Below are 12240 nucleotides of genomic sequence, written 5' to 3' on the forward strand. Positions count from 1 at the left end.
ACTCTTGCCGCGTATTGGGTTAGTACTGTCTTTGCTGAATGTGTCTGTTAAACGGGCTTGTGGATTACCTCCGCGCGGGGTGTATCTGAGGATCGGTAGCGCGGCTGCCGAAGTTAAATTTGCGCACAATTACTGGGAGTTGGTTCGCAGCGTTAGTTCTCGACCGAGACGAGCCTGGCCATTTTTTCCAAAAGTATATTTGCTGCGTTTTCATCGAACTGTTGGCCTTCTTCGATATATTCCCACACAGTGCTGTCGCTGCGCCAGCCACCTTGTTTTTTTATAAGTGCAAAATCTACCCGTTCCCTCGCGGCACTGGTGGAGAGGCCGCGGCGTAAGCTGTGGCTACTCATATCTGGTACAAAATCGAAGCCGCAGGCTTCACCTATGGCTTTAAGTCGTTCGTTGACTGTTCCTGCAGCTAAAGGTCTATCGCCCACGGCTCCCCATCGGTTAACACGCCTGAAAAGGTGGCCATCTGTCAGGTTTGCGATCTTAATCCATCCCTTTAATGCAACAACTGGGCAGCAGCTTGAGTTCTTGCTGGCAGGTAGCGCACGCATTAAACCACTACCTGATTGATCCGTTTTTGATCGCGGCAACCGTACCAACACGCCTTCCGGCTCCCACACCAAGTGTTCCAGCTGAATGGCTACCAGCTCGCTTCTTCTGAATGCGCCGAAAAAGCCGACAAGTAGCAGAGCCAAATCACGAGAGGTCTGTTTGCTTTTTGGTAAGGCGCGCAAATAGGTTGTCATATGGGCGATATGCTCCAGCCGGAGCGCTTTAGCCTTTTGTTTTGGCCTAGCGTGCGTCCTTGTGATGCCTTCCAGCGTTTTACGAACCACTGGGTCACGTACCGGGTCTGCGAAGCCTTGATAGTAGTGCCATTGGCTGATTGCGGTTAAGTGCAAGCTGAGTGTTCGCGGGTTTAATGCACTGGCTTTGTCTAACAGGTAGCGAACTACCGTCTCTCGCTCAGTTGGTAGGCGGCCACCCCACTTTTCAAATTGCCGAATGGCCGATTGATAGGTTTTTCGTGTGTTGTCTGCAGTAGCCGCACGAAGGTACTTTTGAAGCTCTTCGTGGTTTGTTTGCTGCGTGCTTGGTGCTTGTTCGTTACGTAATGTAAGACCCGCGTTGTTCTTGTCCACCCTTGGGTAAGCCTCAATGTTAAGTGGGGATGTACCAGTATAACGGCACAAATATCTTCATAAAGAAAGCATAACTCACGATAATATACATTATCGAAGGTTAGGTATAGCTCTTTTGGAGTGGCTATTTTTAGCGCTAATAATGTAATATTACATGTTACGTAATCTAGATAAGCTTTGGAGCTATTGATGGCACGCCTGGGCGTTACGTTCGAAGACATAAGCAACGCTGCTACCGCTGTTGTGGAAGCGGGGGAGGAGCCAACCGTTGATCGCGTTAGGGAACGTTTAGGGACCGGCAGTAAAAGCACCATTGCACCGCTACTTAAGCGCTGGCGGTCTGAAAGAGTGAAAGAGGTGAATACAGATGGCTTGCCGGAAGAATTATTGACCGCACTAAAAACATTGTATGGTCAGGTAAACACTGCAGCGGATAAGCGCATTGCAACTGCTCACGACCTTCAGCAAGCGGAATTAAATGCGTTGAGTGAGCGGTTTAACGCGTCGCAAGCCGAGGCAAGCACCCTGGCCAAACAGGTGGAACAGCTAGCGCAGACGTTGGCGGCCACGGAGCTGGCTCTCGAGAAGCGAACCGCTGATTTGACTGATACTAAGGGCTTGCTGGAACGCGAAAGCCTGAAGTTGCAGCAGGCAGACGCTTTATTGATGGAAGCGCGTGACGCCGTGAGCGAGCTCAAGCAGGAAAATCGTGACGCGCGCGCGCAGTTCGCCCACTATCAGGAACGCAGTGCGGAGGATCGCCAGAGCGAGCGTGAGCAGTTTCGCACCGCAAACCAGCAGCTCATGATACAGATTGACACGCTGAGAGCGCAGGTGGCCTCCCTTGAAGAGCGGGGGGTACAGGCGGCGGCAGAAAATCAAGCCTTGCGTAAACACAATCTCGCGCTTGAACAGGACCAGATACGCACTACCCATCAATGTGACACCTTGGCCGCCCAGGTTCGTCAGCTAACAGAAAACCTTGAGGTTGAGCACGCGCAGAGCAGCCAGTTAAAAGCGGACAATACCGCTGTAATCGAAAAGCTTGCCCTGGCGGCAAACGCCAACAAAGCCAGCGAAAAAGAGTTGTTGTTGGTTAATCAAAGCTTAGCGCGTACGGATAAAGAGTTGGAGCGTTGCCGACAGGCGCTGGCTGACCGGACGCTGGAGAGTCGTGAGCTGCTAAAGGAACTGGCAGTGTTACAGGGGCAACTTAAGCAAATTATTGGCGCGCGTGAATCGTAGGCGCGACTAATCAAACTTGTTTAAAAGTTAGCAAACGGATCTTTCCTGCATTGCACTTCCTTACTGCTGTCGTATGGCTAACACAAGCAGCACGACTTTAACGTCCTGTCACCCGCACCCTCGTGCGCCTAATGCTTGACACCGAGGGATTTTCGCAAACATAATGATATGGTATATCATAACGTTACCGGTTGTTGGGGTGCGGTATCGGTTCAGGTGCTGCCATTCCGCCTTTTACGCGAACGACAACCGGGTAAGCAACACTTAGCAGGATCTTAAATGAATCAAAAATTACCTGTCACCGTACTCTCAGGGTTCCTCGGCGCTGGCAAGACGACAGTGCTAAACCACATTCTTAATAATCGCGAGCAGCGTCGTGTAGCGGTTATTGTCAATGATATGAGCGAAGTGAATATAGATGCGACTACCGTGCAAAAGGAGGTCGCTCTTAATAGAAGCGAGGAAAAACTCGTAGAGATGAGTAACGGGTGTATTTGCTGCACCTTGCGCGAGGACTTGTTGATCGAGGTAAACAAGCTTGCAAAGGAGGGCCGGTTTGATTATCTCGTAATTGAATCCACGGGCATCTCAGAACCATTGCCCGTGGCGGAAACCTTTACCTTCGCAGACGAAACTGGGGTGAGCCTTTCCGATGTCGCCGAACTGGACACGATGGTAACAGTGGTAGACGCCGCAAACTTTCTGCGCGACTTCGATGAAGCCAAATACCTGCAGGAAACCGGTGAGAGCCTTGGCGAAGAGGATGAACGTACTGTTGCAGATTTACTGGTAGATCAAATCGAATTTGCAGATGTAATACTTATTAGTAAAGCGGACCTGGTAAGCGGTGCACACTTGGAGCGCACGCGCGCGGTACTTAAAACCCTGAACCCGGGTGCTTCCATTCAAACAATCATTAACGGGCAAGTTCCGTTAGGCGATGTGTTAGGTACGGGAAAATTTAGCTTCGAGCAGGCGCAGCAGGCGCCTGGTTGGCTGCAGGAAATGCGTGGGGAGCATGTACCCGAAACGGAAGAATACGGCATTTCGAGCTTTGTATATAAGGCGCGCAAGCCGTTCCATCCACAAAAATTTCACGACTTTTTGCACGCTAAGGACCGCGCAGGCAAGTTAATTCGCTCCAAGGGCTACTTTTGGCTGGCGACGCGGCCAGAATACGCAGGGCAGTGGAATCAGGCTGGTGGGATTGCACGCTATGGGTTTGCTGGCTTGTTTTGGAAGGCCGTCCCCAAAGAGCAATGGCCACAAGACGAAGACTATCTCGCGTCCATTCGACAAAATTGGATCGAACCCTTTGGGGATATGCGGCAAGAATTGGTGTTTATCGGTCAGGGGCTGGATCAGACAAATCTTACTGCCTCGCTTGATGACTGCTTGCTGACGGATGATGAGCTATTGGCGGGCAAAGAATATTGGCAGACGCTGTCTGATCCTTTCCCAGCCTGGGCGGAGCAACTAAGCGAGGAGCAGAGCATTGAGTAGTGCGTTGAGTATGAGTAGTGCATTGACTATGAGTAGTGCCGCAGAGCGGCTGTTTAAGGCCGATGACGACCCCAGTGCACTGACCGATATCTACCGTTCGGACTGTAATCTTGCCGTATGGCATCGTTCACTCACTGAGGATGTTGCTTCCTATGGACAGAACCTCAGCGCAGCATTTACCCATTACTCGACACGCTTTGTCGGAAATCTCGCCGCGGTGGAAAAACATCTCATTAAAGATTTGCCACCCGCACCCGGCAAGTCTCAGTTTATCCAGGATATTGTTCTGCTGTCGGACATGTTTTCGGAATTGCTCGCGCTGCGGGAAGTGGGGTTACGGCTGGCTGTTTTAACCCGGGCCATGTGTCCGCGCTTTCATGTGGATCGAGTTCCTGCGCGCTTGATTACAACCTATAACGGCGACGGGACTGAGTGGGTTGAGAACGCATTCGCTAGCAGAGACTGCAGTGGCTTTGTCGTGGTTCCAGATTCGGCGCCGATAAACCAATTAGGTAGCGGACAGGTGGCACTTATGAAGGGTGAAATCTGGGAGGGTAACGAAGGCAAAGGCCTGATACACCGTTCCGCCAATGCTAATGTTCATTCGCCGCGCTGTGTGCTCACGCTGGATTGCGTGTAGTCATTCCTTGCGTGTCTGAAATAAATTACTGGGTGCTGACCCTTACTGCCGTTGTGGAAAATAACGATGAGATTTTGTCAATTTATAGTAATTATGTGTGTTTCTTTTTGTGTCAATGTGTTCGCGGAACCGCTAAAGGCACATACGCACGGAGAAGGTAAATTAACGGTGGTATTCGAGCGCGGGCATTTGCTCGTGGCTCTGGAAACCCCAGCTGCGAATGTGATGGGGTTTGAGCATGCACCTCAAGATGAGTCTGAGCGGGAAATTTATGCCAACGCTTTAGCCACGTTAAAAGCGCCAGAAAAACTCTTCGAGCTTACGCGTTCATGCAGGCTGAGCCGCACGGATGTAAAAATACCTGAAGTTGGGCATGAGCATAGTGATGATGAAGGCGTTCATGAAGACGGAGAGGATCACGAGGGTCACGAGGGTCACGAGGGTCACGAGGGTCACGAGGGTCACGAGGGTCAGCATATGGATTTCGATGCGACTTACGACTGGCAATGTGCCGACCAACGTCAAATAAAAATGGCTGTGAAATTATTTGACGTATTCCCCGGATTCAAGAAAATCACTGCAGAATGGATCGCATTTAATCGTCAAAGCTCAGCCACTCTCGACGCATCGCATTCGACACTATTGCTCGCACCCTGAGGTGTGGTTGCCCCAGTTCCTGGGGCAATATAAACAGGTGCGCAGCGATCTAGAGATGTTAAACGCCGTGGTTACAAAAATTAAACTGAGAATACCCGACATCAGACCGTTGTTGTTTTGGAGCGTTTATTCCCGACTGACATTTGCGGCATGCATCGCACTCGTCGTTTGGTTTTGGATATTAAGGTTGATTTGACTATGCCGATTTTTCTTGAAAATGTCACGGTTACCTACGATCGCCACCCTGCGGTGCATCATTTGTCAGCCGTGATTGCGGAGGGTTCGCTGGTAGCGCTCGTGGGCCCAAATGGCGCAGGAAAATCGACATTACTTAACGCATTAATGGGGTTGGAAAAGGTTTCTGAAGGTAAAATACTGGGCATAGAACGTGAGGGTGTGGCCTATTTACCCCAACAGGCGCTGATCAACAAGGAGATACCAATTTCAGTTCAGGAGCTGGTTTTTTCTGGCCTGTGGAAAGCCGTTGGTATAAGTCGATCCATGACACCCGAACATAAGGAATATTGTGCCCAGGCGATCGACTCTGTCGGGTTATCGGGGTTTGAAAAACGTCAGATCAGCACGCTTTCGGGCGGTCAGCTGCAGCGCGCGCTATTTGCACGTGTTCTGGTTCAGGATTGTTCAACCATCTTGTTGGATGAACCCTTCAATGCTGTGGATACAGAGACTACCCGCGATCTTACCGAAGTCATTCTGACGTGGCACGCACAGAAAAGAACCGTTGTTATTGTTTCTCACGACCTGCCATACGTACGCGAGATATGCCCGACATCACTATTGCTCGCGCGCGAATGCATTGCTTATGGTGCAACCCATTGGGTACTTTCAAACGAGAATCTAAAAAAGGCCAGGCGCATGGTTGAAGCTGTTGATCAGCAAGCCCCGATTTGCAAACGTGTTAAAGCGGCATGACACTGGAATTCGTTGCGCCGTTTTCTGAATATAGGTTTATGTCACGCGCCCTGGTCGGCTGCTTAGCCATGTGCGTGGGTGCAATTCCCGTTGGTGTCTTCATGACGTTGCGGCGCATGAGTTTAACGGGTGATGCAATGGCGCACGCAATTCTGCCCGGCGTGGCGATCGCTTACCTGTTTTCCGGCTTATCGCTTTTTGGGTTAACGCTCGGGGGAATGTGCGCAGGCCTGCTAGTCGCGCTTGCCGCAGGCTGGGTTACCCGGAATACGCATATTAAAGAAGATACCAGCTTGGGTGCCTTTTATTTGATTTCTCTCGCCTTGGGTGTGTTAATCATTTCCGTTAAGAAGAGCAATGTGGATTTATTCCATGTGCTATTCGGTAATGTTCTCGCATTGGATCGAGATATGCTGCTACTTCTCGGAACCATTTGCTCCACGAGCTTGCTCTTGCTTGCGTTATTGTACCGCCCGTTAGTTATTGAGTGTGTAGACCCCCAGTTTTTAAAGATGCGCAGTGTGTTCGGGGCTTTTTCACATTTCGGATTTTTGTTTTTAATGGTGATTAACCTTGTCGCTGGATTTCACGCGCTTGGGACTCTCATGGCTGTTGGGTTAATGATTTTGCCATCGGCCGTTTCACGACTCTGGGTGGAAACGCTTGAAGCGCATCTCCTGTTATCGCTTCTCCTAGGGTTTATCGGCTGCTATTGCGGTCTTCTTTTTTCATTTTATTGGGATTTTCCAAGCGGCCCGTCAATAGTGCTCTGCCTTGGCGTCTTCTATGTAATTTCGTTGCTGGTCGGAAAAAAAGGCGGGTATATATCAAAAATAACTCAGAACAAACATTACACCGGGTAGTGCTATGACATATTTCGCCAAATTTGCCTGTTCGTTGATCCTCATTTTGTGCAGTCTGGCTCGCGCGAATGCGGATAATTACCAGCCATCACCTTTAAATGTCGTAACCAGCTTTTCGATCCTGGCTGATCTGGCGAAAGAACTCGGTGGCGATAATGTGAAAATTACCAATCTGGTTGGTGCTAATAGCGATGGCCACCTGTATCAACCCAGACCATCTGATGTGGTTGCGGTATCGGCCGCGGATTTACTCATTTTTAATGGGTTGAACTTCGAAGGTTGGATGTCGCGACTTATACAAAGTTCGGGGTTTGATGGAGCGGCGATCGAAGCTAGCGCAGGGGTACGTAAAATGTACCACGGCGATGAGGTGGATCCGCATGCGTGGCAAAGCCTGCAGAACATCAAGATTTATGCAAAAAATATCAACAAGGCTTTGATCGAGGCGTTGCCCAATAGAAAGGCCGATCTAGATAATCGATATCAGGCATTTATTGAACAGGTGGATGCGCTAATTGCACGCAGTCAGCGTTCATTTGCAGATATCCCCATTCAAAATCGCATAGTCATTACTAATCATGATGCTTTTGGCTACTTGGGCCGCGATTTAAAGGTGGCCTTTATTGCGCCGGTAGGAATAAGTACCGACGAAGAACCAAGTGCAGCCGATCTCGCGGCGCTCATTCAGCAGATCAAGACGAAAAACGTCAAAGCGTTATTCCTGGAAAACATCAGCAATAAACGGCTTCTCCAGCAGATTTCAGCGGAGGCGGGCGTTTCGGTTGGTGGAACCCTGTACTCCGATGCATTGAGTGAACGAGAAGGGCCCGCTTCGACGTATTTAAAGATGATGAACTACAACTTGAGAACCTTAAGCGGCGCACTTAAATAGGCAGTCAGCATTGCCCTGCCTTTTAAACACACATCTATTTCAGAGCGCTTCAGGTTCTGAGCACTTCAGCCGCTAAGCTTCAAGGGCATTTAAATAGAGGTACTTTTGCAGTGTTTTATCACCGTTAGTAGTACGTGCTTTTGCCACAACTGAAAGCTTGTGTATGCCGTCTTTAACAGGAACGACAGTGAAAATATAGAATCCGGCTGTTGAATCACTTTGTATGTGCTCAACGTTGACAATTGAAATCTCTGGAATATCTTCCAGCTGTACTTCCAGGTCGTTGACATCGTTAGCGTTGGTATAGGCTACTTTAATCTCAGATTTTTCGTTTCGATTTGCGGCAACCAGCGGGGGAAGTGTAAGTTCAACCCATTGAGTTCCCGCAGCAGTGGTAGCCGCACGTAGGCTGGTATTGGCCGCCGATCGCCACTTTTCAATACCACCGTAAGGATGGCTGCTATAGCCGTATTGCTGGTGGAACGGGCAAGCGAGAGCATAGGGGAATGCCGTGGTTGAACCTATTGCGATCGCTGCAGCCACTATTTTCAATGATGTTTTCATTGATTAACTCTCCGTATAGGGTGACAGGTTGTCCACGTTCATACTGTAAGACGCAGCTCCCATTCCGTCCGATTTGTGGCCCTCGATAATTAAAGAGCCTTCTGCGACATAGGGATCGTATAGGTTTTCCAGCTTCAAGCCTTTAGGGTAACGGATATAAATCATTTGGTTTGGCGGCGGCGGTGGGGCATGAATACAAGCGCCGAAAAATGGAACCAAAAAGAATTCAGTGATAACCATATTCTCATCAAAAGCCAGGGGCACAATAAACCCCGGTATGCTGATTTTGCGCTGGTTAAATTCGGGGCGAACTTTGGTTGACGTTAAAGCTTGCTGGTAGCGGTCATTGCTTTGCTTGGCAGCGGCTTCTGCTGCTTGGCTCCCAATCTGATCGGCTTCTGATCCATCAGCGATGTTATCCAAATACGCCGGAGGATTCAGCAAGGCCTCCAGGTCGTCGTCGGGCATCAGTTCGACCCACTCTATGAGCTGATACCCGTTCCTTTGTTTAGAGCCCGCATCCTCAGTGGTGGTAGCAGACAGAGGCTGGACGCAAAGCGCTAGTAGCAGCATAACAACGTAGTGCCAAGCGATAAATTTTGTGCGCGCCATAGGGTGTGTCTCAAACAAGAAGGTGATAGGATATATCATTATATTTGTATATTGTCTTACGATAAACCCTATTTTTATTATTGTTGTTATGTCAAAACCGGCTTCACCTTTCCATAAAATTGACGGTAAATGTGCCGTCGAGCTGCATGACTTGCAGTTTAGCTATGGCCAAGGTCGTCAAAGCGTATTAAATATCGATAAATGGCAACTGCCTCAGGGTGAAAGTGCGTTCATTTACGGCCCTTCCGGGTCTGGAAAATCAACATTACTCAACCTGCTCGGCGGGCTACTCATACCGACCAGCGGTGCGGTCAACGTTCTGGGAACCGAGATTAGCAAGCTCAGCGGGCCGCAGCGTGATAAATTCAGAGCCAGGCACATCGGCATAATATTTCAGCAATTCAATCTGATTCCCTGGCTTACAGTGGCGGACAATATCGCCGTTGCCCAGCATTTTTCGGGACGAAAAGCCGCGCCTAAAGGACAAATGGTTAGTCGAGCGGCGGAGCTGCTGGAAAAGCTGGGTTTGGCAAAAGACGTTATGCAACACAAGACTCGCGCCTTAAGTATCGGGCAGCAACAGCGCGTTGCAATAGCGCGGGCACTTATTAATGCCCCGGAATTAATTATCGCGGATGAGCCCACTTCGGCTCTCGACACTGAATCTCGCGACGATTTTATGGCACTGTTGATGGCGTGTGTTAAGGAGTCCTGCGCCTCAATTGTATTTGTCAGCCACGATAGATCGCTTGCGAGGTATTTTAATACAGAGTTAAATTTAACAAGCTTGAATGCTGTGCCTGATATCGCCCAAAGCGAGGGAGCCAGTCATGATAGCTAGTCTCGCAGCAAAAAGCCTTTGGGCCAGAAAAGTTACCGTTGGCCTTACTATCGCGTCTATCACCATTAGCATTTTTGTATTGTTGGCCATCCAACACATTAGAGTTGAAGCGAAAACCAATTTCACCAATACGGTTTCAGGCGTCGATCTGATTGTTGGCGCCCGCACGGGGCAAATCAACCTTTTACTTTATTCGGTTTTCAGAATAGGCAATGCCACCAACAATATCCGCTGGGACAGCTATCAAGCACTGGCTTCGTCAAAGGCTGTTGCCTGGACAATTCCTATTTCGCTGGGTGATTCTCACAGAGGCTTTCGGGTTCTGGGGACAACGGGTTCGTACTTCGAACATTTTCAGTATGCAAACAAACGCAGCCTTACCTTCGCACAAGGAAGACCTTTTACCGGTACCTTTGAAGCTGTTCTTGGGCACGAGGTAGCCGCACGCCTGGGTTATAAAATTGGCGATAAGATAACGCTCACACACGGTATTAGCGCCAACAGCTTCAGCGAACACAAGCATAATCCATTTACTATCGTTGGCATATTAGACGCAACAGGTACGCCAGTTGATCAGACTGTCCATGTCAGGCTCGATGGTATAGACGCGACCCATAAAGGGTGGCAGTCCGGTGTGGATTTATCGAAATATACGCACGTATCAAAAGATCAGAACCTAACGCCCAGCAGCATTACGGCGTTTATGGTTGGGCTGAACTCCAAACTGTCTACTTTCACCTATCAGCGCAAGGTAAACGAATTCAAAAAAGAAGCCTTGCTGGCGATTTTGCCAGGTATTGCATTGTCGGATTTGTGGCGGATGATGGGAACGGTAGAAAATATTCTTACGTTTATATCGTGGCTGGTGCTGGGGGCAGCGCTCATAGGCCTTACCACCATGATGCTAGCTGCAATGCGCGAGAGACGTCATGAGTTTATGGTGCTTAGAGCCGTAGGTTCCAGTCCGTTATTTATCTTTACTCTAATACAAATTGAATCCTTAATTGTTGTAAGTATGAGCATTTGTTTGGCGGCCCTGTTATTAAGTTCGGGGCTGTGGTTGGCACAAAGCTCTATGGTCAGTCAATTCGGTCTGACAATCAGCCCCGCGGTGCTCACTGGAGACGCCTTAGTCCCGATATTATTAATATTGGGCGTTACTGTAGTTGTGAGTTTTCTACCTGCGATCTCGGCCTACGGAGAAAGCCGGCGTTAGCGTTTTCAGCAATTGGTTTCCTTCATCAATACACTGTATAACTGCCAAACTTTATTAACCTGATGATTTCGCTTCTACTTGGGGTTAGTCGTACCACAGCAACGACACTCGATATCCACAGTACTCGTGTGGATTAGCCATGTCTAACGCTACCTTCAGTTAGTGTGCCCGGATGAATTGTGTAGATCGAACCAGAGTCAACTGGCGGTACCTCAGCAGGTGAATCTTTGCTTGACCGTGTGAGATATTAAACCTTTATCCTTATATTGTTATTCATCAAGGAAGAAGGGAGTCCACTGGTTTTTTTTATTCACGACTCCTTGAAAATATTGACCAACAATAATATTTACCCGCTTGTTTCTTATGTCCAGAGTGTGAAAACCATCCAGACCATCACTGGCATCGTACGACGGTATGGTGGTGGCTATTTTGCCACTCATTTCGCCGTAATACTTATAGATCCGTGAGTCGCTGCCAGGGATTTGCGGCTTGATGGTGTTCCCTCAAAGGGCCTGTTAACACTAATTCGATTCATTCTGTTGCGGCTAAAATTTCGCTATCGAGTGATGCGGCACCCCGACGTTTGGAGCGCAGGTTGTTCGGCATATCCCTATGCCTCACCCCTACGGGGTTACACGCTAAAACGCTCCCGGCGTTTTAGTGGTTGTTCCAAATGAGCGATAAACAACGCTGAGAGCGGGATTTTAGCCGCAACCCGCAGGTCTGGGCCTGTATTTCCAGGCTGATGCGTTATTTTTCGCTCGTTTAGCCCGCTAAACAACGCCAAAAATGCCTTTCATCCTGAAAATACAGGCTCCAGCAGAGCGAATTGAATTAGTGTTAACAGGCCCTAGTGTAACGCTTCGGTATAGAGCCAGATTATTGTTTCGTATACAGAGAGTGGTAGCTATTTAACTGGGCGCTGTTGAGTGAGGTCGCCGGCCTACATTTGGGCCAATCCAGGCTCTGTAAAATTTTAATTCAATCAGTTATCGGCCGCTGCATCTCTGGCATTTTGCTTAGTAGTCGCGTGCTACGCGAGACGTTGTGTTTCATACAATCCATGTGTCTTTATCACGTACCATACTCAATAGCGATCAAAAGAAAAGCCCTCTTCGAG

At 49.0% G+C, this 12240-nt stretch carries 13 protein-coding genes; 9 read left to right on the plus strand and 4 right to left on the minus strand.

What is annotated here, in order from left to right:
• Window positions 1–152: 152 nt before the first annotated feature.
• The gene (locus tag TERTU_RS10010; protein WP_015816988.1) at window positions 153–1154 is read right to left on the minus strand and encodes a site-specific integrase; all 1002 of its coding nucleotides are present in this window, start codon (window positions 1152–1154) and stop codon (window positions 153–155) included.
• 189 nt (window positions 1155–1343) lie between these two features.
• Between TERTU_RS10010 and TERTU_RS10015 the strand changes: the two genes are divergently transcribed.
• The 7 genes from TERTU_RS10015 to TERTU_RS10045 all read left to right on the plus strand — a co-directional run bounded on the left by TERTU_RS10015 (window position 1344) and on the right by TERTU_RS10045 (window position 7887).
• On the plus strand, window positions 1344–2399 hold the full coding sequence (locus TERTU_RS10015) for a DNA-binding protein (RefSeq protein WP_015820422.1): 1056 nt from the start codon (window positions 1344–1346) through the stop codon (window positions 2397–2399).
• A gap of 279 nt (window positions 2400–2678) precedes the next feature.
• Window positions 2679–3902 carry a zinc metallochaperone GTPase ZigA gene (gene zigA, locus TERTU_RS10020; RefSeq protein WP_015820235.1) on the plus strand — a complete coding sequence of 408 codons (1224 nt, stop codon included), beginning with the start codon at window positions 2679–2681 and terminating at the stop codon, window positions 3900–3902.
• Window positions 3903–3930: 28 nt separating this feature from the next.
• Window positions 3931–4542: a DUF1826 domain-containing protein gene (locus tag TERTU_RS10025; RefSeq protein ID WP_041590412.1), complete on the plus strand. Its 612-nt coding sequence runs from the start codon at window positions 3931–3933 to the stop codon at window positions 4540–4542.
• Between the two features lie 117 nt (window positions 4543–4659).
• Window positions 4660–5199: a DUF2796 domain-containing protein gene (locus TERTU_RS10030; protein WP_228378305.1), complete on the plus strand. Its 540-nt coding sequence runs from the start codon at window positions 4660–4662 to the stop codon at window positions 5197–5199.
• A gap of 198 nt (window positions 5200–5397) precedes the next feature.
• Window positions 5398–6132 carry a metal ABC transporter ATP-binding protein gene (locus TERTU_RS10035; protein ID WP_015820766.1) on the plus strand — a complete coding sequence of 245 codons (735 nt, stop codon included), beginning with the start codon at window positions 5398–5400 and terminating at the stop codon, window positions 6130–6132.
• Complete coding sequence (locus TERTU_RS10040; RefSeq protein WP_015817461.1) at window positions 6129–6995, plus strand: metal ABC transporter permease; 867 nt, start codon at window positions 6129–6131, stop codon at window positions 6993–6995. Before TERTU_RS10035 ends, TERTU_RS10040 begins: the two co-directional genes overlap by 4 nt.
• 4 nt (window positions 6996–6999) lie before the next feature.
• Window positions 7000–7887, plus strand: coding sequence for a metal ABC transporter solute-binding protein, Zn/Mn family (locus TERTU_RS10045; RefSeq protein ID WP_015816989.1), 888 nt, complete (start codon window positions 7000–7002; stop codon window positions 7885–7887).
• Between the two features lie 72 nt (window positions 7888–7959).
• On the opposite strand, the gene TERTU_RS10050 is transcribed toward TERTU_RS10045, so the two are convergent.
• Both TERTU_RS10050 and TERTU_RS10055 read right to left on the minus strand, forming a co-directional pair.
• Window positions 7960–8451, minus strand: a complete 492-nt coding sequence (locus TERTU_RS10050) for a hypothetical protein (RefSeq protein ID WP_015818392.1) — start codon at window positions 8449–8451, stop codon at window positions 7960–7962.
• Window positions 8452–8454: 3 nt separating this feature from the next.
• On the minus strand, window positions 8455–9063 hold the full coding sequence (locus tag TERTU_RS10055) for a DUF3299 domain-containing protein (protein ID WP_028882649.1): 609 nt from the start codon (window positions 9061–9063) through the stop codon (window positions 8455–8457).
• On the opposite strand from TERTU_RS10055, the gene TERTU_RS10060 reads away from it, so the two are divergent.
• Window positions 9053–9904 (plus strand): ABC transporter ATP-binding protein, encoded by an 852-nt coding sequence (locus TERTU_RS10060; RefSeq protein WP_015818366.1) that lies wholly within the window; start codon window positions 9053–9055, stop codon window positions 9902–9904. The genes TERTU_RS10055 and TERTU_RS10060 overlap by 11 nt on opposite strands.
• Entirely contained in the window at window positions 9894–11120 is a 1227-nt protein-coding gene (locus TERTU_RS10065) for an ABC transporter permease (protein WP_015817909.1), read from the plus strand. The genes TERTU_RS10060 and TERTU_RS10065 overlap by 11 nt, the downstream gene beginning before the upstream one ends.
• A gap of 269 nt (window positions 11121–11389) precedes the next feature.
• Here the strand turns inward: TERTU_RS10065 and TERTU_RS22005 are convergent, their stop codons facing one another.
• Window positions 11390–11560 (minus strand): hypothetical protein, encoded by a 171-nt coding sequence (locus tag TERTU_RS22005; RefSeq protein WP_187148804.1) that lies wholly within the window; start codon window positions 11558–11560, stop codon window positions 11390–11392.
• Window positions 11561–12240: the final 680 nt, after the last annotated feature.

Source organism: Teredinibacter turnerae T7901, assembly GCF_000023025.1.
GTDB lineage: Bacteria > Pseudomonadota > Gammaproteobacteria > Pseudomonadales > Cellvibrionaceae > Teredinibacter > Teredinibacter turnerae_B.

Coding starts and splice junctions, on each gene's coding strand:
- TERTU_RS10065 (WP_015817909.1), top strand. CDS start 9,894: ATGATAGCTAGTCTCGCAGCAAAAAGCCTTTGGGCCAGAAAAGTTACC.
- TERTU_RS22005 (WP_187148804.1), bottom strand. CDS start 11,560: ATGAGTGGCAAAATAGCCACCACCATACCGTCGTACGATGCCAGTGAT.
- zigA (WP_015820235.1), top strand. CDS start 2,679: ATGAATCAAAAATTACCTGTCACCGTACTCTCAGGGTTCCTCGGCGCT.
- TERTU_RS10035 (WP_015820766.1), top strand. CDS start 5,398: ATGCCGATTTTTCTTGAAAATGTCACGGTTACCTACGATCGCCACCCT.
- TERTU_RS10015 (WP_015820422.1), top strand. CDS start 1,344: ATGGCACGCCTGGGCGTTACGTTCGAAGACATAAGCAACGCTGCTACC.
- TERTU_RS10040 (WP_015817461.1), top strand. CDS start 6,129: ATGACACTGGAATTCGTTGCGCCGTTTTCTGAATATAGGTTTATGTCA.
- TERTU_RS10025 (WP_041590412.1), top strand. CDS start 3,931: ATGAGTAGTGCCGCAGAGCGGCTGTTTAAGGCCGATGACGACCCCAGT.
- TERTU_RS10045 (WP_015816989.1), top strand. CDS start 7,000: ATGACATATTTCGCCAAATTTGCCTGTTCGTTGATCCTCATTTTGTGC.
- TERTU_RS10055 (WP_028882649.1), bottom strand. CDS start 9,063: ATGGCGCGCACAAAATTTATCGCTTGGCACTACGTTGTTATGCTGCTA.
- TERTU_RS10050 (WP_015818392.1), bottom strand. CDS start 8,451: ATGAAAACATCATTGAAAATAGTGGCTGCAGCGATCGCAATAGGTTCA.